The following is a 22,546-nucleotide window of genomic DNA, read 5'->3' as shown; positions in this document are numbered from 1 at the left end:
AGCTGACCGGGGATCGCGGGCGACCGATTTGGCCGACCCGCAATCATTGACTGTGGATGCCTACTTCGCGGCGGCTTTTTTCGCTGCTGCGGCGGCACGCTTTTCAGCGGCGGTACGGTAATCGACCACGTCCCAAACCAGTCCGAGAGCCCGCAGCAATCGGATCGATTGCCAGGTGATATCGAATTCCCACCACTTGTGACCGTGCTTGGCCATACGTGGGTAAGCGTGGTGATTGTTGTGCCAACCTTCGCCGTAAGCGACGATGGCGACGAGCCAGTTGTTACGGCTGTCGTCGGTCGTTTCGTAGTTTTGATATCCGAACATGTGCGAGGCACTGTTAACCATCCACGTTGCGTGCAGCACGAGAACGAGGCGGACGAACATGCCCCAGATCAACATCGACATCGCCATATCGAAGCCACCGAAGTAGTAACCGGCACCGAAGAGGGCCAGTGAAACGGCAATGTGAATCGGCAGGAACAAAACGTCGAACGCTCGCATCATTGGGTCACGATACAAGTCCGGAGCCCAGCGTTGCAGGTATTCCTTGCGGTCACCGTTGTGGGTGTGGAACGCCAACCAGAAAATGTGACTCCAGATGCCGCCGTCGTGTGGCGAGTGCGGGTCACCTTCTTGGTCGCTGTGTGCGTGGTGTTTGCGGTGGTCAGCGACCCAGTCCAGTGGCGAGCCTTCGCCGGCGAAGCAACCGATTCCTGCGAACAGGTAACGAACCCAGTTGTACGTTTTCATGCCCGTGTGGGTGAGCATGCGGTGGTAACCGAGGCAAATTCCGAGGCTGCCGGCGATCCAGTGCATGACCAACGCGGTCACAACGGCTTGCCAAGTGAAGTAAAACGGGGCAGCGAGGCAAACGAGGTGAGCGACCGCGAGCCAACCGATCGCCCAGTAGCTCAGGTTGTCGAAACGTTTGCGTTCTTTCGCAGTCGGACGAGCCATGTCCAGTTTTTTGGCGGCTTTTTGAGCGACGAGCGATGACAAGCCGTCAGCATCTTCGGCGGCCGGTTTGTGTAACTCGTCCGCGTCTGCAGCTTCGGCGGCTCCCTCGAGCCCTGGACGGTTCCAGACTTCCGCGTCGAGCGGATCAAGGGTCTCGACGGCACTGTTTTCAGCAGCGTCCGATGTGGATTGTTGGTTATCGTTTTCGCTGTGGGAGCGGTTCGGGCCTGTTACGGTCGACATCAGAGAACGTTCCTGGTCTCGTGGTGCGATATGGGGGAAATTTCCGATCAGCAATGAACGACGCCAAGTGAGTTCTCCCTGCTGCACCGGCGGTTCGATGAGCGGATTGGAAATCGTCTGCTGAGGAGCCGGTAGGATAGCGATGTTTTGACGCGGGCGTGTCACGCCCTGGACACCGAAATGTAACGGCTTTGTAATTGTTCCCGACGCGATCTGCGACGGCACCGCATTCCGAGCGTGCCAACTCGTCAAAACCGGCTAAAACCCAATGAAAAACAGTGTTTCCAACGATCCCCTCCGACCCCAGATCGATCCCCCCACCAGCGGATCGGGAGGAAATTCTGGCGAAGGTTTCGTTGATTTTATTGCCCAATTGGGCTTTCGCGATCGGCTGCTGAGGCTAATTCGCACCTATTTTCACACCCGATGCTTTCTCGAGGTCCAGCCTCCTTGCCTGAGCCGCGACTGTGTGATCGATGCTTACTTGGATCCGATCGCCGTCTCGGCGAGCGAATTGGGGTTGCCGGAATTAGCTGGTCACGAAGACGACGGTCAATGGGATCCTGAGAATTCACGTCATACGAGTGATCCCACACCCGCCGAAGACAGACCGCACTCGTCAGGCACATCGCCCGCCCCGTCGTCGAGTCGTTATTTCTTGCAAACGTCCGCTGAGTCGGCAATGAAACGATTGCTCGCTCGCGGTGCCCCGTCCATCTTTTCGATCTCGCCGGTGTTCCGACGCGGCGAAAGTGGCCAGCGTCACAACGTCGAGTTCACGATGCTGGAATGGTACGAAGTCGACGGTGATGCGGAGTCAGCGATCGCCTTGCTAGGCGACCTTGCGGCGTCGGTATTTGAAACCGAATCGTATGAAACGATCAGTTACCAAGACGCCTTCTCTGACGTGCTCGGTCTCGACCCGATCGAATCGCCCGTCCGGGAGCTATTGCGTTTGGTCAGCGGCATCGACGCAAGCCTCGCGATCTCAATAGGCGAGGATCGCGACTCGTTGCTCGACGTCCTGTTGTCACACTACGTCGAGACACAACTCGGCCGGTCGACTCCGACAATCCTCACTCGTTACCCGATCACGCAGGCAGCACTCGCTCGACCGTGCGAAGACGACGAACGTTTCGCTCATCGGTTTGAGTTATTTTATCACGGCGTTGAACTCGCCAACGGCTACGACGAACTGCGTGATTGGCGGGAACTCGTGCGGCGATATGAACAGAACAACGAGATCCGACGGCGTCGCGGTGACCGCCCCTATCCTGTTGAAACAACGCTGGTTGCGGCGATGCGTGATGGGTTACCCCGGTGCAGCGGAGTGGCCGTGGGAGTCGATCGGTTGTTGATGCTGCAGACCGGTGCGAAGTCGATTGACGAAGTCATCCCGTTACCGATCACGATCGCTTAACCGACAGTCACCAGCGAGATTGAGGCACAGCGTCGCCTCGCGTCGGGCTTTTTTTTCTAGCCGCCTGCGCGGACTCAGTGCTCTTGTTATCATCGTGCCGCCGATGCATCAAAAGCCTGATGCATCCTCTGGCTTTTCTCTCCATTTTACCCCACCCCTGAACCGCTCATGGCGACCGACACTGATCCCACGCCCTCCGATAACTCACCATCGTCGACCACCGACAATCCCCTCGGTTCGGGAGCGGGAGGAGTCAGCGACAAGGTGCGATCCGACCGCGAACTTCTCAAACAAGCACAAGCCGAAGGCAAAACGCTCGGCGCGTACATCAAACTATCCGGCCCGGGATGGTTGCAAAGTGCGATCACGCTCGGTGGTGGATCGCTCGCGGGATCGTTGTTCCTCGGAGTGCTCGGCGGCACGAGCATGTTGTGGCTGCAACTCGTCGCGATCGTCTTCGGCGTGATCATGTTGTCGGCAATCAGTTACGTGACGCTATCAACAGGGCGTCGTCCGTTCGAAGCGATCAACAGCGAAATCAACCCGGCGCTCGGTTGGGGGTGGCTGATCGCGACCGCCATGGCCAACATGATTTTCTGCATGCCGCAATTCAGTTTGTGCTATGACGCGTTGGACAAAAACTTATTCAACATCGGTGGCGGCACCGGACTCGGCGACAGCACGACGGCCAAGTGGACGACGACGATCCTGCTGCTCTTCGCGGCGAGTTTTGTTGTTCTGCTTAACGTTCGCCAGGGCAAAGCCGCCAAAGTATTCGATCTCTTCCTGAAAGCCTTGATCGGCATGATCGTGATTTGCTTCGTCGGCGTCGCAATCCTGTTGTTCTCACAAGGCCAAATCAGCATCGCGGCGATTTTGGCCGGGTTGATCCCGGACTTCAGCCAATGGAGTTCGCCGGCGGGAGAACTCGGCGGTGTCGTCAGCCAGCTGTCTCCTGAGGCGAACGACTTCTGGACGAAGAAACTCGTCACGAGTCAACGCTCGGTCATGATCGCCGCGGCTGCTACCGCGGTCGGGATCAACATGACGTTCCTGTTACCTTATTCGATGCTCGCCCGCGGTTGGGACAAACCCTTCCGTGGACTCGCCCGCTTTGACCTGTCGACGGGCATGGCGATCCCATTCGTGTTGGTGACCGGATGCGTCGTGATCGCCGCCTCGGCATCGTTCCACAACCGGATCGATGACCAACTCGCCTCGAGCGACCTTGCCGTCATGCAAGAGTCACCGACGTTCGCGAAAGTCGAAGGCGACCTGATGGCTCGCGTCAACCTCGACCTCGGTGAAGAAGCCGACAGCACGAGTGATGAAGAGAAACTGCAAATGATTGCGGCTCTGCCGGTTGAAGAAAAACGCGTCGCCGCGGCACTCGTTAAACGTGACGCATTCCAATTATCACAAACGCTCGCTCCCCTGCTCGGCGAGAAGAAAGCCAAACTCGTGTTCGGGCTCGGCGTGTTCGGCATGGGCTTCTCAACGATCATTATCTTGATGCTGATCAACGGCTATGTTTTCCGTGAGATGCTATCGATGCCCGACGCTAACGGCCCGTTCATCGCCGGTGTATTGGTCGCGGGTCTTTCCGGTGCGAGCTGGGTGGCGTTGTGGACGGATCCCGGTACCCGATTCTGGCTCGCGATTTTCGCCAGCACGTTCGCGGTCATGTTGCTTCCGATCGCGTACGTCACGTTCTTCCTAATGATGAATAGCCGACGCATTCTCGGTGACGAAATGCCCACCGGCGGACGCCGATGGGGATGGAACATCGCCATGGGCGCGGCTGTCTTGGGCGCGATCGCGGCCGCCGCAACATCGATCCACGACAAAGCTTACGACGCGAGCCAACCGGCAGCGTTCCCGACCGTCATGACACTGCTGGTCGTCTACACCTTCGCCGTGGTTGGCGGATTCTGGTGGCGTGCCAAACACGCCAAAGCGGCATAACTTCATAAGTAGTTCATCACGATAAGCTGACTGCCATTGAGAGTCATCTCGAAACCTCCATCATTTACACCGGTGGAGGTTTTTTGTGCAATTCGTCTCCAATGAATTTGGGCAACTCACTTTTAGATCGGACAACGGGAGTACAGAGACAACGCTCGGCCTTGTGTGCTTGCTGGCATGAAGACTGCCGTTCTCAGCCGTCCCCGCTGAAAGCGACACTCTGTGGTTGATCCGCAGGGAAGACGCCGCGACGTCAGATGAAAACACTGCACGATGGCTGCGAATCTTGTCAGCAAACGAAGCTCTCGAGGAAATCTACGGCGATGCGTTTTCCTATGTGGAAAAGCTAGAGCAGACTGCGGGACACGATCAGTTGCCCCGCCCGCCGGAGGCAGACGAATTGCTTTCTCTGTATGCGGACGATGCACGCGAGATCGTTGATGAATTGATCGTGTTGTCAGGAAGCGATCAGCCGATATGGGAACCGACGCCTCTGGCCTCGATCGGGACACGTGACCCGATCTTGCACCTGCACATCGCGATCACGAAATGCCTGTCCCGAGTGTTTGTTGACGCCTTGCATCGAAACGACACCGAACGTGCGCTCGCGGTACTCAAGGTGCTCGCTCATTTGGCGAGCAATCATGAGGATCCTCCTCGAGTTTCTCGAGAGGGACTGCGAGATACTGCTGAAACGACTTTGCAAAAGCGCATCGCTGCGTCACTCCAGCATGATGTTTGGTCTGAACAAGAACTCGAGCGGTTAATGCAATTGCTCGCTCCGTCCGGACAAGCGGATTCCCGTTGGAAAGCGGTGTTGCGACATCAAATCTTCGACATGAGTGTGATCGGAACGTCCGGCTTTGACCTGCGTCGAGGAGGCGGTTCTCGTTATCGATGGTGGTACTCGGTTGCTCCGAGTCGGCGAAGGGAGCAAGTGCTAACGCTGAGCCAGATGATCGCGACGGATTGTGACGGAACTTCGGATTTCCTTTTCGCCATAGACGCGATCGAGCACGAGGCGAACCTCCCGAACGGGATTGGGGGATTGGATGTCTTGTTGCAGCGACCGTTTCTAGGTGCCGATCCACTGAGAACGCAAAAAATGGCGTCACCGAGTGTGCTGTCGAAACGATTGGTTCAAGCGGAAAACGACCACCGATTCGTTCGTTGCGGGGTGGCGGTGCGATTGTTTCAGAAGCGTTTTTCACGATGGCCGGGAGGAATCGATGAACTGCAAAAGGTCGATCTTCCGTTTGCCGAACGCCTTACTTATGCCGGTACCCTTTTCGAATGGTGGGCGTCCGATCCGCCACGTCTTTCGAACAGTCAGCGGCGAATCTATGGTCCGCTCGATGGCAAGAACGATCTCCTCTGGATTGAGTTTGAACCATGAGCAGAACGTCGATCCCATCGTGGCCTTGGTTGGTCTGGAAAGAGTCGATGCAGTTGATGCTCGTTGCACCCTATAGTGAACCGCCCGTTGATGTGGACGGAAATCGTTTGAGATACAACGGCGACTACGAGGTTGTGTTTTCGCCGATATCAAAGGAATGAATCACTCACGGTCGAGCGATAGGGACCGCGCGAGAGAACTTGTGCTCAACGTTCCAGTTCCTCGCGGACCAGCGGATCCAATTCTTCGCGGTCAAGACGGGCGAGTTCGTTCTGGATGACGTTGTCGTCTGTTGCTACTCGCTCAATCATTTTTCGAGCCGCCCACACGCACGAGGCTCGCACGATCGGTTCGGGGTCTCGTAAACCAAGGATTAGCGTTGGGATTTGTTCGTGAGTCCCCACGTTACCAATCACGATGGCGGCATTTCGCAGTAGGCCTCGGCGGCGGGTTCGCCACATGGGTGATTTGCGGAAACGTACTCGGAAGGCGTCTTCATCGAGTTCGAACAACGACGCCAACTCGAGCATCCCGCGAGGCGTCGCCGGTGACAGCAGCCAATCGGATTGCTCTCCCGCGTCGCCCGCCATCGCACGTCGTGTGGGCTTGCGATTCCACGGGCAGACTTCTTGACAGACGTCACACCCAAACACCCAATCACCAATGCCGTCACGCAGAGGCTCGGGAATCATCTCGCGACTTTCAATCGTGAGGTAACTGATACAGCGTGACGCGTCGAGTACATGCGGGCCGACAAACGCATCCGTCGGGCAGGCGTCCAAGCATGCCGTGCACGTCCCGCAGTGGTCCGACTCGTGCGGTGAATCGGCGGGGAGTTCGACGTCCACTAAGACGCACGCAAGAAAGAAATAGCTGCCGAGGGTTCGATTCAGCAACAACGTGTTCTTGCCCCGCCAGCCCACCCCCGCGAGCTGGGCAACTTCGCGTTCCATCAACGGCGCGGTGTCGACGATCCCACGAGCGTTCGCGTCGGGGCATCGCGTCTGAATCATTCGCCGAATTCGCTTGAGCTTCGGATGAATGACATCGTGATAGTCCGTCGCCTGCCACGTGTACCGGGCGACTTTTCCGAACACGACGTCGCTGTTGTCTCCTGGTTCCGAATCGCAAGCGGAATAGGGCCACGCCAGCACCACCACGGAACGGGCTCCGGGCAAAACGCCTTCCGGATGCCGATAGGCGTCGATGCGATTGGCGAAATAATCCATCTCCGCGGGATAGCCGGCTTCGATCCAACGCACCAATTCGCTGAACCCCTCGCTGTTGACCGCGGGAGCGATCGAGCAGGCGACGAAGCCCTCCTCCGCCGCCGCGGTTCGGATCGCGTCGGCGAGTTCGACGGTGTCAGAAACGGGCGAATCGGGCATAAAAAACACGGTCGAGGCGGAATCGCGGGACGCAGTCGGCGAAGGAACGGTTTCCCACTTTCGCTGATCGGGCCGCTTTGGTTAAGACGGGGGGAGCGAAGTTCGGCTCAATCTGATCTCACCATACCAAGACCGATTGCCTCGACCTTCGCCACCATTTTCGTTTCAGTTCGGCCACCTTTCGTGACGACTGTAACGATTAGACGGAATGTCCGCTTTCTTCGTTTTGTGCCGCCTCGGGACTTCGACCATGTCATCGGTTGAAACACAGTTTCACGTACCCCCGTTTCCACCATTCCCAAGCGCCGAACGTTATGTGCGTGTCGGTTCGCAGGACGACGCTTTGCAACGCGTTCGCCGTGCGGTTGAGGCATGGGAGGCCATTTCGCTCGTCATTGGGCCTCCGGGGACCGGCAAATCGCTGATCTGCCAAGTCTTGCAACAACATTTTGCTCGGGATCGCGAAGTCATCGTCTTCGGCGACGCGACCCTCGAAAGCCCACAATCGCTGCAGCGTCACCTACTCAGCCGACTCGACCGGATTCGCGGCATCGCCCCGACTCCTGTCGCCGTGGGAGACGACCCACAACTCGCGATCATCGAACGGATCGCGGGCAGCTCGAAAGAGTTTGCCGGATTGCTACTGCTCGTCGACGAAGCCCAAACGCTCAAACCTGAAGTCCTTGAGACGATCCGCATTCTGACCAACGTGATGTCGGGCGGCCGGCCACGCGTCAGCGCCGTCTTGCTGGGCGGACCGAAGCTCGACGAGACGCTCGCTCTGCCTTCGCTCGACGCACTCGTCCAACGGGTCTCAACACGCTGTTACGTGCACCCGCTCTCCAGCGACGAGACCGTGCAATACGTTCAGCAAACGATCCAGAACTGCGCCTCGGCCGCCAAGGTCGGCATCGAAGAGTCCGCGATACGTTCGATCCATCGTGCTTGCAGCGGCGTGCCGCGACTCGTCAACCAACTGATGACGGCAACCATTGAGTTCGCAACGTCACGCGGTCACGGCCAAATCACCGATCAAACCGTCGACCATGCGTGGGCCGTGCTGCAGCAATTGCCGAGTCCGCTGATGGAAGAACCGGAACTCAGCCGTCCGGTATCGAGCGTCGAGTTCGGGCCACTCTGCGATGAAGACAACGCGATCGAATTTGGCCCGATGACTGATTCGCCAGGTATGATCGAATCATCGAGCATCGAATTCGAGACCGAGCTCGAAACCGAAAACACCGAACCCGAAACGGCCTTCGAAGACAGCACCGACGAAGAGCCCGCTCGCGAAGAAAGCGTCGCACTCAAAGCCGAATCAGAAACGGGCAACTGTGGCGAGAACTGCGGCGGAAACGGCGACTGCAATCCCGAATCGTGCGACGCTTCGGAATGCCAGTCCGGTTGTGCGAAAACTGAACAAGCCACCAACACTGACTTCACGATGCAAACCGAAGTCGCAATCGCATGCGACAGCGACGTTGCGTTCGAGTCGGTCAGCTACGATTGCGGTGCCACCGGCACGTTCGATTACGACGAACAAGTCGAAGCAAGCGACGAAACCGAAGAACCCGTGTACGCCGAAACCAAACCGGTAATCGCGTTCGAAACTCCGAGCCCGAATGAATTATTCGGCGAGTTCGACGAAGAGGAACCCGTTGTCGCCAAGCTCGGCGACGATTCCGCGATCGCCTGCGAAACTTCCGCAACCTGCCAATCGGCCGAAGCACCGGAACAGAACGCTGGTGAAGAGCAACACGGCGAAGACCTCGAGTCCTCCCTGCATCGCGAAATCCTCAGCCTTCGCGGTGACGCATCCGCTCCCGTTTTGTGGATGGAAGATGGCGAACCCGATCCACTCGTCGACGATGACCGCGACATGCTGGTGATCGAAGATGACGTCGAGGTCGAAGAAGCGATCACGGTCGGCGAAGCCAAAACGGACGAGACGCCCGGCACACCTGTCGCCGTCGATTTCCAATCGATGCTGGCCAAGATGCGGTCTCCGAAACGATAGTTTTCTAACCACGCGTGATTCATGACTGCGACCCAAAACTCGGCTGCGATTTCGACTGACAACACGTTGAAAACGTTTCTGTGTCATGCGGTCGCGGCCAACCGGTCCGAACAAAAGACGCTCACGCTGGTCGTACCGGCCATTGTTTCGCTGCAACCCGCGTTCTTCTGTGATCTCGCGGAGTCGTGGAAATTGCTCCGCGAGCAACTCGGACTCGGCGGCGACACCCTTTTGCGTGTTGACTACTGCAGCACCGATTCAGGCCTGAACTGGCTCGGCGGCCTGCGCCGGAGGCTGGACCTGTTCCGATGTCAACGTGCGTTTATCCGCCGGAACCTAGCCGACGCGATCTCGCTGACCAATTGCCTGATCGTCAGCCGCCCGGTCGCCAATGGCGGATCGGTCGTCCTGGGCATCTCCGGCCCCGAGGTTAGCCTGCCCGGATGGGTCAAACCGGCCCAAATGACGCTGCCGCTGAGGAGCTAGAACCCTCTCGCGCGGACGCCACCGCGGCCTCGGAGCGGGATCACTCCGATCGCACCTCGCCGAATCGCAAACGGTTTCTATACTAAGGCCGCCAACGTGAACCGGCCCGGGTCCTCGACTTGGATCCGCCGCCCGCCAAATCGACGGGCTAGCGACCGGCAAAAGCCCCACCAATGATGCCCACCATTGCGATCTCTCGCTTTGGCAGCATCACCAGCCCACCGCTCGCCCAAGCGTCTCGGACTGCCCCGAGACTAATCCCAATTTGTTTTTCTGCGACACCCACCGAATCCCTCCAAACGAAATCCTGCCTTGCCTTCCATCGACGTCCACGATCACGCGTTCCCGCCTTCGTCCGCCACCGCTCCGTTCTACTGGGGCATCGATATCGGTGGCACCAGCATCAAGTGCGGCCTTGTCGACCACGACGGGCACACGATCGCGTTTGAGCAAGTCCCCACGCAGGAATCGGAAGGCCCCGAGGCCGCAGTAAGACGATTGTCGAACCTCGTCAACGAAACCGAAGAACGATGCGGCGTGGTCGGCAAAGTGCCCGGCATCGGAATGGGCTCGCCCGGGCCGATGGACCTTCCCCGCGGACGGCTTGTGGCGCCACCGCAGTTGCCGTCGTGGTGGGATTTCCCGATCGTCGACGAACTGAGTAAAGCGACCGGACGAAACGTTTCGTTCCTCAATGACGCCAACGCAGCCGCCTACGGAGAATTCTGGCTCGGCAGCGGATCGAAGCACTCCTCGATGCTGCTGCTGACGCTCGGCACGGGTGTTGGCGGTGGGATCATCATCGAGAACGAACTCGTCAACGGAGTCAACAGTTTCGGAAGCGAGTGCGGGCACATCCTGGTCGACTCCGCGCCCGACGCACAGCTATGCCAGTGGGGCGGCGGCCGTGGGCAACTCGAAGCCTACGCATCGGCAACCGGCGTCGTGGCGATCACCCGCAAACGTCTGCGAGACGTCCCCGACAGCCAACTGTATCGCTACCTCAAAACCGAGAACAAAGAAGGCGATCACGGCAAAGACGAACTGACCAGCAAACGTGTCTACGATGCAGCCGTCGCGGGCGACAAACTGGCCAACTCGATTATCGACGACACCGCTCGCTGGCTCGGCATCGCGATCACCACTCTCGTGCACACCGTCGACCCCGGCAGTGTCGTTCTCGGCGGCGCGATGAACTTCGGCGGCGACGCCTGCCCGATCGGAAAACGGTTCCTGCAGCACATCCGCGATGAGTTCCGCGAACGAACGTTCCCCAACGTCTTCGAGGGAACAACAATCTCATTCGCCACCCTCGGCAGTGACGCCGGTTACCTCGGCGCCGCGGGCTACGCGAGAAAGGTCAACTCCTGACGCCCTAGCCTCGACGCCCTGACCTCGACGCTTGCCGACTCCTCGACGCCTACTCAAAAAAACGCGTCAACAAATCCGCGTCAATAACAACGCACTACCAACACCGCTCTCCTATCGCGGTGGACGCCGCGCCCCAACCAACCTCTTTCACAACAACCATCGAGCGCTCGCCTCCGGCAGCTTTCCTCCCCATGTCCGTTCAAACGAAGAACATTCGCAACTTTTGCATCATCGCGCACATCGATCACGGCAAAAGCACGCTCGCAGATCGACTGCTCGAGGAAACCGGCACGGTCACCACGCGCGAGATGAAGTCGCAACTACTCGACGATCTTGCGCTCGAACGGCAACGCGGGATCACGATCAAAGCTCGCGCCGTCGCCATGCCCTTCAAACACGGCGGCACGACCTATCAACTCAATTTGATCGACACCCCCGGCCACGTCGACTTTCAGTATGAAGTCTCACGATCGCTCGCGTGTTGTGAAGGCGCGCTGCTGCTCGTCGATGCGTTCCAGGGCGTCGAAGCTCAAACGATGGCGAACGCGTTTGCGGCAATGGAACACGACCTGATGATCATCCCCGTGATCAATAAAATCGACCTCGTGCACGCGAGACCCGATGAAGTCGCCGAGGAAATGATGAACTCACTCGGCACCGACCCCGACGACTGCGTACGCGTGAGCGCCAAAACGGGCGTCGGCGTTGCCGGCCTGCTCGATGCGATCGTCGACCGCATCCCCGCCCCGTCGGGCGACCCAGAGGCGACATTGCAGGCAATGGTTTTCGATTCCAACTACGACGACTTTCGCGGTGCGATCACGTACATCCGGGTGATGCAGGGAACCGTGAAGGCAGGACAAAAGATCCAGTTCCTGCGTGCCGGTACAGAACACGAAGTCATCGAACTCGGACAATTTGCACCTGCCCGCGTCGCACGGGACGAATTGTCGGCCGGCCAAGTCGGCTACCTCATTTGCAACATCAAAAGCCTCGGCGATGTTCACATCGGCGACACCGTGACGGTGGTGGGCAAAAACCATGCTCCCGCATTGCCCGGCTACGACCGGCCGCGGCGGATGGTTTACTGCGGATTGTTTCCCAGCGACGGTCAAGAATTCACGGACCTTCGCGACGCCCTCGAACGACTCTCGGTCAACGACCCGAGCTTTGAGTTTGAGCCGGAAACCAGCGAAGCACTCGGGTTCGGTTTCCGCTGCGGGTTCCTCGGACTGCTGCACATGGAAATCATCCAACAGCGTCTCGAGCAAGAATCAGACATCGACCTGGTCCAGACCGCACCGAACGTGACCTATGAAATCACGCTCAAACGTGGCGAAACCAAAATGATCCACAAACCGCAGGACGTCCCCGACCCAGGCGAAATTGAAGAATTCCGGCAACCGATCGTGAAGTGCAACGTGATCGTGCCGGAAGAGTACATCGGCGCGGTGATCAAGCTATGCCAAGAACGACGAGGCATCCAGCGAAACCAGGAATACATCGGGGCCGGCCGAGCGATGTTGACGTACAACATCCCGCTCGCCGAAGTCATCTACGATCTGCACGATAAGATCAAAAGCTGCACCCGAGGATACGGGACGCTCGACTACGAAATGGTCGGCTACGAACCCGCCGACCTGTGTCGCCTCGACATCATGGTCAACGGCAGTCGTGTCGACGCGTTGTCGGTCGTTTGCCACCGCGCCGATGCCGACCGACGCGGGCGAGCGGTCGCCAAACGCCTCAAGGCAGAAATCGAACGCCATATGTTCGAAGTCGCCGTCCAAGCCGCCATCGGCAGTCGCGTGATCGCTCGCGAGACCGTGCCCGCGATGCGAAAGAACGTGACCGCGAAGTGTTACGGCGGTGACGTCTCACGTAAAAAGAAATTGCTGCAGAAGCAAAAAGAAGGCAAGAAGCGAATGAAGGCCATCGGCAACGTCGAAATCAGCCAAAAAGCCTTCATGGCCGTCCTCAGCAGCGGCGACGACTGAACGCCCGCCCGACAAAGGCCCCGATCGGTTTGCCCCGTTCATCGTGAACAGGCAAACCGTTTCGAATCGATACCAACGCGTTTGAACAAACGCCGGAGCATTCCAAATAACGACGTGCCCGAGCACAGTAGCTAGACGTCGCCAGATGTAGACATCTAAAGCATTGCGACATCAGCTACCTCTCTTAGCAAACCGCTCTAGCTGTCCGGGTTGAAGACTTTCAGCTTCGTCGCCGAACTCGTGGAGGCCTGACTTTTTGGCTTCGCAGGTGACGCTGCCTCCGCCGACTCACGCTGCAACCCTTCCATCAATTGTTGCAGACGCGCCAGGTTTTCACGCTGAGCGTGCGGGGAACTGCGGTCGACACCACCGACGACCACAACAGTGTCGTTGGAACTCGCACACTGGGTCGCCCAAGCAATTGCTCGCTCTTGATCGGCAACCAAACGCATTGACGCGCAGTCTTCAACGCCATCGAGCACGTCGTGACTCAGGGACAGGAACCGTTCTTTCGATTTCGGATCGCAAGTCAAAACACACTGATCAGGTTTCGTCTCGAGCAATCGTCCGTAGAGTGCGAGCGTCTCGGCGTCGTCCGCATCGGAGACTGCCAACACGCACCACATCTTCGCACGTCGGTTCGAACCGGATTGCACCTTGGCGTTCATCGGCAAACACGCCGGTGCGCTGTCTTGCATCTGACGACGCACGGCATCGAGAACGAAGGAAACCCGTCGTGGCGTCCCGGCTACGTCGAGAACCATCGAAGGAGACGCTTGGGCAACGTTCCAATCTTCGACCGCGACACGCTGACAACGGCCCGGCAACTCTCGAAGCTTGCTCAGCGATTCGGTGATTTGAACCAGCGGATTATCGGTCGCCACGCCAACCGCAGCCGCGGCGACGATCGACTCGGCTAAGAATCCTTGCCCGAGCAACGACTCCATCATCGACGATCGACTTTCGTGCCGCACCAACGCGGTCAGAACACCGTCTGCGACTTCAATTGTTTTCAGCGACACGTCGGCGTCGACATCAACACCGTACGTCAAATAGGTGAGGCCAGATGCTTCGACCACTCGCACGCTACGGCGATCTTCCGCGGAGACGACAACAACGCCATCGCAGTCAACTCGCTCGAGGGCACAATCGACTGGCGAAGGACCAAAGTCGGTGCGTCCCGAATTACGCCCGACGATCACCAACATATCCAAGCCGACCTGATCGTATCCGCCGCATCGCAGCACGCCGGCATCGAGTTCCAGGATTGTGACCGCTGCTCCCGCGTCGGCCGCCTCGCTGATTCGAGACACGATTTCGGCACCGCCGATGATCGACTGCCCCGAAATGTCCGTCGTGATTGAGTCGCTGTAACCAAGGTCGGTTTGATAGGCGACACGGCAAGGAATGTCGCGGAGCACTTGGGCCAACGCGAGCGCCGTGGTGCTCTTCCCGGTCTCGCCGACGATCCCGATCGTTAACAATCGCTGGTCCGGGCGTGAGCCGTTCTCGTCGATCAGTTGCTTCGCGGTGATCTCCGCCAACGCTTGGTCGGTGTCCGAGACGATGCACTGCGGCAACGGTGCCGGCAAAACCTGTTCGGTCAAAATCCCAGCGGCTCCCCGAGCCAACGCTTGTGCGATTAACTCGACCGGGCAATCCACGCCGATGCGGTAAACCACGAGTTGCCCCGGAGTACACTCCTCCGCCGTAGTGGCGATGGAACAAAACTCAATATCGCTGCCCGAGAAGAATCGCGACTGGGGAAGCAAAGCGGCGAGAGACTGTGACGCCGAATCGTCTTGAACGGACGATGACTGAACATCCGATGGTGCATTGACCTGAGCTTCGTCACAGCCCGCCAAACGATCGACCGTGCTGCAAATCTTGTCGAGAGTTTTGGTTGCCGTGTCGGACGTGGATGCCACATCGGAATTGGACGACGGGTCGCGGTGCGACGACGGGCCCCATCCGGTGAGGGCCTGATTGCTCGAAAACTCGATCGATCGATTAATAGAATGGTGCATCTCGTCGCCTCCTTGCTGACGCAGAAAATCAAATCCGCCTCACCTGATCCGATTCCTTACGTGTTCGTGCGACGCTCATTCGTCACGCGATCCACACCGGCGGTAAAGCTTTCACGAGAATTCCGTTCCCGTGCTTGTCAAACGTCTTCGTTGCGAAGCCGTATGACTGAGATGCCAATTGTTCCCATCTGGCCAAATCGGTCAAGGTCGAAATTTTGAACTTCGGTCGTAACGCTACGATTGGCAAGACAGGCGGTTTACGTACCCACGCCAGAACGTCCGATTACGAATCACCAAATACGGCACGTTTTGAAAAGCGGTAGCGATATCGCCGAAATGTAGAGCACGGAATTCCGGGGATTCCCAGCTAATACGATCGGGCACGTCGGCGTTTCTGATGCTCCGGTCAATCTGACGCTCCCGGTCAAATCCCCGGAAAGACGCACGACGGCAGTGTGAGACGATTCAGCGACCAGCCCTGCATGATCGATCCTGCTTGATCGAACCGACTTGATCGAATTCGTCTCAATCTGATCCGAACGCGACATCAAAACGACATCACTTTGATGTCACCGCATTTTCTGCCAGGACGATTTCAAAACGACTTTGTCACGAAAATCGCCGCTTTTATCGACCAATACCGACAATTCGTCTCTTTCGCGTCACTTTGGCATTGGCATTGCGTTTAGTGATCCTCCGAAACGAGTTTCACACTCCTCCCATCCGTCGCCATGTTGGCGTCACAGTGCGAGCTCGTCGATCAGGAGAAGGAAAACAACATGTCTCGAATATTTACATTTTTGGGTGTCCCAGTTCTTGCCGTGGCCATGGTTTTGGCAGGTGAGACGCCGAAGGCGGACGCCGGTGGTCTTTCCATCACGTTTGGTACGGGCGGATACGCGGTTCCCGGGTATCGATATTCCTCAGGATATTCGGGCTACGGATACAGCGGCTATCGTTCGAACTACGGCCACCGTGCATTCGGGCCGGTAATCTATCCGAGTTCCGGAATTCGATATCACTCTGGTTATCGCGGATCGCGGACCCCTCACTACGATTACCATGCACCGTCGATCGTGCCTCACGGAAACCACTTCCACTACCAGCCCGGGCACTATGACCTTCACTACGGACGTCACGGACATCACTAGTCGCCCACCGCTGACCTGAACGATCGCGAACGTTCCATTCTAAAATTGGAAGCATTCGCAAGAACGCTCTGAACGCATCGGCGTTCTAACGCATTGAGAATATCCGTACGGGGTAACGAAAAGGCTCTTCAATTGAAGAGCCTTTTTTGATGCGCCGAGTGTTTGGCAACCACCGGCCCCGCCGAGAACCCACCCCATAAAGGGGACAACTCAGATATTGAGTGTTTTCCGCCACGTCTCGGCCATCAGGGCGTGCCCGGCCAGAGTCGGGTGAACCCCGTCATGGGCCCAGTACTGTGGTGGTGCCACTTTGACGGCTTCGTCGAACATTTCTTGAAATGCAACCTGTTCGAGCGAAAGCTGACTGGTGACTCGCCGGGCGGCTTCGAGACGTTCGGTAAATTCGGGGAACCAGTTGTCACCGACCGCACCGCAGCGAAGGACGAACGGTTCACAGATCGCAATTCGGACGTTCGGCAGCTTTTCCATTGTCTCTTCGAGCAACGCTTTTAAACCGACCTCGTAAGTCTCAACCGTGCCATCATACCGACCGTTGATTTTGTGCCAGATGTCATTAACGCCGATCAGAATGCTCAGCACATCTGGCTTCAGTCCGATGCAATCTTCTTCCCACCGGGCTGCCAAATCGGGAACCTTGTTTCCGCTAATGCCACGATTAAAAACTTGCAGATTCTTGCCCGCGTTCTCTTTCAACAACGCTCCCGCGATCATCACCGGATAGCCGTGGCCGAGCGAACGTGATTCGTTCGCTTTACCGCGTTTGCGGTCACGTCCGGCGTCCGTGATTGAATCGCCTTGAAACAACACGGTCGCGTTTTCGGGTAAGGCTCCCGACTCAGCAACGGTGTCGGTGGCCGACGCGTTAGACGCAAGCGTTTGACTCAGTCCTGCGGCGGCGATTGCGGCGGCCGATGCTTTGAAAATCTCACGACGATCGAGTGGTTTTTGCATGATCTCTGGATGTAGAAAGGTGGGTGGTAAACGGGGGCAGGCAAGAAACATGGACGCCTGGATACTCCGATCGGACAACGCCGACGGATGTCTCCGTCCACTACTCGCAAACGGACCCACGGCAAAACGGTCTGCATTGTTGCAGCAGCAACCGGGGCCATCGCTTCGGAATCCGCCGAGATGCTCAGCGGACAACGCACATCATATATCCAAAACCATCGCGAGTGTAAAACCCGCGATACCACTGACGACGATGGCGGCGATCACCGCCGCGATCATGGTGGACCGCGACACCATCGGGCGTCCGCTTGCTAGCGGTGGCGGGACGGGCGCCGCGGTCGGCAACATCGAATTTGCGAGTGGCGAGATTTGACTGGCCTGCGACGAGGCCCCTGCACGTGTCCCTTGTTCGGGCAAAGGCGGTGGGGGTGGATCATCGGTGATGCTCGACAACGCACCCGAAGACGCCGAGTGGTCTTCGTGCACGGAGTCGGAGTTACCTGCCGATGAACCTGTCGCTGCACCGGAGGATGTCTTCCACGCCAGGTCCTCTTCGATGAACTGCTCATCCAGCCCCGCGGCGCGGGACGGGTCGGGCTTTTTCGATCGTGTGTTTTCGTCCGGCAAACTGATACCGAGTTCGGCCAACCACGCTTCGCCTTCGTCGGGATGAATCGAGGCCCACGGGCTCAACCGGCGAACCACCTCGGCAGCGGACTGGATCCGTTTGCTGACATCCTTTTCCATCATGTCGGCAATGATCTCGACATAGGCCTCGGTGAGTTCCGGGGCGTATTTGCGAGGGTCCCACGGCGCCTGCGTGAGATGCCGTTTGCACTTGCTCCGCGAGTCTCCTCCGGGAAACGGAACTTTGCCCGTGATCGCGTAATAAAGCGTGCATCCGAGCGAATAGATATCACACTGCGGTCCGACCTGATCGGGCGTGCGTATCTGTTCCGGCGAAAGATAATCGGCCGTTCCCACGACTTTGCCCGCGCGCGGATCATCGTCGGGAACGAACATCAACGCGGCCAACCCGACGTCGGCGACTTTGGCGTGACCATCGGGCGTAACGAGAATGTTGGCCGGCTTAATGTCGCGATGAATCAAACCGCTCTCGTGCGCGTAGGCGAGTCCCGCGGCGGCTTGCGCGACGATCGACGACGCTTGTTGCACCGACAACCGACCGCCGTCTTTGACGAGTTGCCTAAGATCGGTTCCCGGAACGTATTCCGTCACCAAGAAATGCACGCTTCCTTCGCGACCTGCGTCGAACGCTCGGACGAGGTACGGGCAATCGAGCGAAGCCTGCAACCGAATCTCGCGATTGAAACTCTCCCGTGCGAGTTCGTCAGATTTATCCAGCGGCAACACTTTGATCGCACAGCGACGGCCCATGATCTCGTGCACGCCGCCGAAGACCTGCCCCATGCCTCCTTGGCCGAGAAACTCCGTCACGACGTACGGCCCCAGCGTCAGCTTTGTCCGACCGGCGCGCAACTGCGTAGCCTGATAGGGCGTGATCACATCGTCACGGATCAACACCGTTTCGATCTCGTCACAAATCAGAGACCGATCTTCGTCTGTCTTCGGCGGCGGCGTCCCGGCATCTTTGCGGTTGTGCTTGACCTCCGAAACCGCGGTCCTCCACTGCTCCTCGCTGACCAGTTCACTCAACAGTGCTGCTTCGCGGAAAATCAGGTCGGGAGGCAGCGGTGTGCTCATGCTTGCTCACCGATAGCAAACAGCACGACCATATGCACCACACCGTGACTCGGTTGCGACCACCGAACCCGGTCTTCCTCATGGCCAATCGATTCCGGATTGCTGATCTCGTTCAGCCGATCCATCGTCAACTCCCCGATTCCCGCGTCCTTACGGAAGGGGCGTGAGAGCGACGAAACTTCGTGCACCGAATGCACGTCTCGACAGAACCGCAAACTCGCCGCCGCACCACGACTGGCCGTTTGGATCACTCGCAAATGCAACGCCATGAACTCGCGTGGTTGTCCCTTTTTGCCGGTCGAGGCGTCCTTGTCATTCGCGGTCGTTTGTTCCGCTCCAACGCGGCCCACGTCAACGACCTGAACGTCCAGCGTCGCGGGGGACGGATGGATCAGCCAACCACGCGTCGGCGCCGATCCGAGTGATCCGTTTTTCGCGAGAACCGGGACATTGGGAACAGGATCCCCCATCGCAAACGACTTCGCCGACGCAACGGGATGACGGACATCGAATCCGAACGCGAACGATTGCCACTGCGACCACGGCTCGTTACCCGGCGTCGAATCCGTCTTCTCACCCCAAACCTGGCTCGCATGCGACTCGGGTACGTTTTCGGCACTAGCCAGGCTCAACAGCGAATCGAAGAAACGATCGCCGCTGCGTCGATGGATCGTCGCCGATTCGCTCGCCACCAACGTCGTGCGTTCATCTTCGTCGATGACATAACCGAGCGATGATTGGAACGCCCGGGCACTCGTGCGGACGAGTTTCTCTCGCAGGATCGCACGAACGATCGGTGTCGCCTCCGCAGTCGCAACCCGCAACACCGGATTGAGCTTCCAGGCGTCCGCGATCGTCGTCGCGCCGTTTGCGCCCGGCAAAAACCGAACCCGATAGAGCAATCGCCGGCTGCCTCGTTCCAAACGATACTGGGCCTGCCACCGTTTCGGGGCGTTCACTTCACTCGTGTCAGCCACGTTTTTAACCGAGTCGGCAGACCGCTCAAACGTCCCCGACAAATCGATGACCGCCGAACCGGGCGAATCATGCAGCGTTCGAAACTGATCGCATTTGGTCGCCCACTGCGATGCCGCCGTATCGGCCGACGAATCAGCGGCGATCTTCGCGACGGGAGCCAACAACAGACGCGTGGAAAAGCGATTGCCCCGTCCCGCACCGCTGTACACGCCTTCGATTCCACCGTGTTCCCGGTGAATCGAAACTTCCATGAATTCGTTGCTTAACCGGTTCTCGTTAACGATTCGTCGCGAGCCACCGGTCAACCATCGCGTGATTTTCTGCAGAGATGACGTTGACTTGCCCTCGCCATCGGTCGCCTGTCGCTTGACCGCCGGACCAACAACGGAAAAACCCCAAGCGGGCACGTCGACAATCAGATCCGTTCCCGTCCCCGAGGTCGAGGCATCAAAAACCGATGCGGCGTTTGGCGATACTTTGCCCGCGACGTACACCGCCGTTCGAGCCGCGGGATAGGATGGATGAATCAAAAGCGCATTGCTCGCCGACCGGCCGACATCGATCGCGGTCGCATCCACCTGGAAACCGAGCGACGACGCGACTTGCGGTAAAACACCTAACGGTTCGTCGGTGCTTCCGATCGCTTTCAAAGTCGTTGCCGGATCGACCAAAGCGGCGAACCCGAGCAAGTTCTTCGCGGATTGGCTTCGCAGGTCTTCCTGCAGGCGTTCGCGACGTCGCTCCGCATCGGCGAGTGTTTCCGAGACCGAGGGGGTGGCTTTCGGGGAACTGCCGTGATGGTAGGGCCGTTCGCCATCGGTAAAGTAGTCAGCCATCCGCCACAGCCGGCCCAAACACAGCGACCAGGACGCGGCTCGGCGAACGTCGTGAAAGCTGTCACAGCCACCGCCGGGCCAATGAACCATCAACGCCGTCGCAATTTCACCGCGGTCGATCGCTTCCCCGAGACGTGTCGAAAGGGTCAGGAATGAACTCTCATCATCCGCATCGATCGGTTTCGCCGTTAAGGCTTCGACCTCGTGGTCGCCTTCGCCCAACAGAACCTTCGATTCATCATCAAATCCGCGGCCGTTGAGAAAGTCGATCGGCACGATCCCGTCGAACCCTGCCGCCGCGATCGCGGGAACCCACTCACCCGCGATACCGCCACCGAGTCGACCGTATACCTTCAATGGAATCGGCCCGACATCCCGCACGGCGCGAACCGCGTCCGCAATTCGCTGTTCTGCAGACGCGATCGAATGCTCGTCGAACGAAAAATCGCTCGCCGGACCGCCCCCAACCCATCCGACCGAATCACAGCATGTGTCCCCTTGTTCACCAGGCGGTGCATCGGAGGCTGCTTGCGTGTCACGTTTCAAACAGTCGGCAAACCGCTCGCGTCGCTCCGCCGGTCCGCTCGCGATCGCATCGGCAACGGACTCATCGACCAAAATATTTTGTGGCGTTGCGAGTTTCGTCCGCTGCTCGGAGCAATCCGTCGTTGACGATTCAGGCGTGGACGGCCTGCGGACATCGAGCCAGCGGTCGACCGTTCCTGGCGTCAAAAGTGTCAAATCGATCAACGCCGGATCGGACGAGAAATAGTGATCGCGTTCTTCGGCGAGGGCGTCGTAGCAGTCGTGCAGTGCCTCGGTCGCTTCTTTCGTCCGGCCATCCACGAACGCAGTCGCCGCATCAACGAGGCGATTCTCAAAATGGAGGTGATCGAGATTGCTGGTGTAACGCAATCGTCGAGTGAGCACCTGAGTTTGCCACCACGTGTACCCGAGGGCAAAAAAATCGTGCTCGCAAATAGTCGTCTCCGACGGAGTCAGGTCCGTCCAAACGCTCGATTCGACCGTCCCCGACGCGTTGGCGAGCGAGGTCGCTGCGGCGTCGGCACCATTTAATTCAGCGATCATCGCGACGGCCGATGCGATTTTCTCCAACGCATCGCCACGACCGGAGACCCGAATCCGCACCTCGCGGCCGTCACCATCGAGCGGCGTGTGGTGGGAGATTGCGTCCGCGTCGACGGCCTCGCGAAGTTCGCTGGGCAGCGTGGTGACGCAGACCTCTGGAACGACCAACAACCGCACCGGCGTGTCGTTACCCGCCGTCTGGCTTTCGGATGCGTCTGCCGATCCGACGTCATCCAACGCAGCCGTTTCACCGGAATCGGTGGTTTCGCCCGACTCCGAGGTTTCGCGAGAGCCCGACTCCGAGGTTTCCAGATAGTCGCTGGAGACCGAAACCGCGGGCGGTAGATCGTCACTGCGGTGCCACGTCGGCGTACGGCGCGTCGCCGCAATCAGGCGAGGATGCCAGACAGCCGTGAGGCCACCCAAAAGGCTTCGCGCACCGGCAGGATCCAATCGGGAAGGGAAATCTTCGATCGTGCTGCACGGAATAATGACACAGCACTCAGCAAAAAGCGGCATGAGCGA

The 22,546-nt window shown here is 58.5% G+C and carries 15 protein-coding genes; 9 read left to right on the top strand and 6 right to left on the bottom strand.

What is annotated here, in order from left to right; all coding sequences use genetic code 11:
• Positions 1–60 precede the first annotated feature (60 nt).
• Complete coding sequence (locus FHS27_RS15725) at positions 61–1,203, bottom strand: acyl-CoA desaturase (protein WP_221225145.1); 1,143 nt, start codon at positions 1,201–1,203, stop codon at positions 61–63.
• Positions 1,204–1,471: 268 nt separating this feature from the next.
• Here FHS27_RS15725 and epmA point away from each other — a divergent pair, with 268 nt between their 5' ends.
• From epmA to FHS27_RS15705, 4 genes are all read left to right on the top strand, one after another.
• Positions 1,472–2,623, top strand: a complete 1,152-nt coding sequence (gene epmA / locus FHS27_RS15720) for an EF-P lysine aminoacylase EpmA (protein ID WP_184305867.1) — start codon at positions 1,472–1,474, stop codon at positions 2,621–2,623.
• Positions 2,624–2,791: 168 nt separating this feature from the next.
• Positions 2,792–4,588 carry a divalent metal cation transporter gene (locus FHS27_RS15715; RefSeq protein ID WP_184305866.1) on the top strand — a complete coding sequence of 599 codons (1,797 nt, stop codon included), beginning with the start codon at positions 2,792–2,794 and terminating at the stop codon, positions 4,586–4,588.
• A gap of 286 nt (positions 4,589–4,874) precedes the next feature.
• Complete coding sequence (locus FHS27_RS15710) at positions 4,875–5,984, top strand: hypothetical protein (protein WP_184305865.1); 1,110 nt, start codon at positions 4,875–4,877, stop codon at positions 5,982–5,984.
• Complete coding sequence (locus FHS27_RS15705; protein ID WP_184305864.1) at positions 5,981–6,145, top strand: hypothetical protein; 165 nt, start codon at positions 5,981–5,983, stop codon at positions 6,143–6,145. The genes FHS27_RS15710 and FHS27_RS15705 overlap by 4 nt, the downstream gene beginning before the upstream one ends.
• A gap of 45 nt (positions 6,146–6,190) precedes the next feature.
• Here the strand turns inward: FHS27_RS15705 and queG are convergent, their stop codons facing one another.
• On the bottom strand, positions 6,191–7,372 hold the full coding sequence (queG, locus tag FHS27_RS15700; RefSeq protein WP_184305863.1) for a tRNA epoxyqueuosine(34) reductase QueG: 1,182 nt from the start codon (positions 7,370–7,372) through the stop codon (positions 6,191–6,193).
• A 250-nt stretch (positions 7,373–7,622) separates the two neighbouring features.
• On the opposite strand from queG, the gene FHS27_RS15695 reads away from it, so the two are divergent.
• The 4 genes from FHS27_RS15695 (at position 7,623) to lepA (ending at position 13,243) form a co-directional block, all read left to right on the top strand.
• Positions 7,623–9,389, top strand: a complete 1,767-nt coding sequence (locus tag FHS27_RS15695; protein WP_221225144.1) for an ExeA family protein — start codon at positions 7,623–7,625, stop codon at positions 9,387–9,389.
• A gap of 21 nt (positions 9,390–9,410) precedes the next feature.
• Positions 9,411–9,875 (top strand): hypothetical protein, encoded by a 465-nt coding sequence (locus FHS27_RS15690; protein WP_184305862.1) that lies wholly within the window; start codon positions 9,411–9,413, stop codon positions 9,873–9,875.
• Between the two features lie 312 nt (positions 9,876–10,187).
• Positions 10,188–11,246: an ROK family protein gene (locus FHS27_RS15685; RefSeq protein WP_184305861.1), complete on the top strand. Its 1,059-nt coding sequence runs from the start codon at positions 10,188–10,190 to the stop codon at positions 11,244–11,246.
• Positions 11,247–11,437: 191 nt separating this feature from the next.
• On the top strand, positions 11,438–13,243 hold the full coding sequence (gene lepA, locus FHS27_RS15680; protein WP_184305860.1) for a translation elongation factor 4: 1,806 nt from the start codon (positions 11,438–11,440) through the stop codon (positions 13,241–13,243).
• Positions 13,244–13,440: 197 nt separating this feature from the next.
• On the opposite strand, the gene FHS27_RS15675 is transcribed toward lepA, so the two are convergent.
• A complete protein-coding gene (locus FHS27_RS15675; protein ID WP_184305859.1) occupies positions 13,441–15,270 on the bottom strand; it encodes a UDP-N-acetylmuramoyl-L-alanyl-D-glutamate--2,6-diaminopimelate ligase in 1,830 nt (609 codons plus the stop codon).
• Positions 15,271–16,049: 779 nt separating this feature from the next.
• On the opposite strand from FHS27_RS15675, the gene FHS27_RS15670 reads away from it, so the two are divergent.
• Positions 16,050–16,421 (top strand): hypothetical protein, encoded by a 372-nt coding sequence (locus FHS27_RS15670; protein ID WP_184305858.1) that lies wholly within the window; start codon positions 16,050–16,052, stop codon positions 16,419–16,421.
• A 210-nt stretch (positions 16,422–16,631) separates the two neighbouring features.
• On the opposite strand, the gene FHS27_RS15665 is transcribed toward FHS27_RS15670, so the two are convergent.
• The 3 genes from FHS27_RS15665 to FHS27_RS15655 form a co-directional block, all read right to left on the bottom strand.
• The gene (locus FHS27_RS15665; RefSeq protein ID WP_184305857.1) at positions 16,632–17,393 is read right to left on the bottom strand and encodes an SGNH/GDSL hydrolase family protein; all 762 of its coding nucleotides are present in this window, start codon (positions 17,391–17,393) and stop codon (positions 16,632–16,634) included.
• A 201-nt stretch (positions 17,394–17,594) separates the two neighbouring features.
• Positions 17,595–19,118, bottom strand: coding sequence for a serine/threonine-protein kinase (locus FHS27_RS15660; protein WP_184305856.1), 1,524 nt, complete (start codon positions 19,116–19,118; stop codon positions 17,595–17,597).
• On the bottom strand, positions 19,115–22,540 hold the full coding sequence (locus tag FHS27_RS15655; protein ID WP_184305855.1) for a hypothetical protein: 3,426 nt from the start codon (positions 22,538–22,540) through the stop codon (positions 19,115–19,117). Before FHS27_RS15655 ends, FHS27_RS15660 begins: the two co-directional genes overlap by 4 nt.
• Positions 22,541–22,546 lie beyond the last annotated feature (6 nt).

The sequence above is a fragment of the Aporhodopirellula rubra genome, from assembly GCF_014192335.1.
Taxonomy (GTDB): domain Bacteria; phylum Planctomycetota; class Planctomycetia; order Pirellulales; family Pirellulaceae; genus Rhodopirellula; species Rhodopirellula rubra.
The sequence above is the reverse complement of the archived record's forward strand: the minus strand, read 5'-3'. Positions and strand labels throughout refer to the sequence as shown.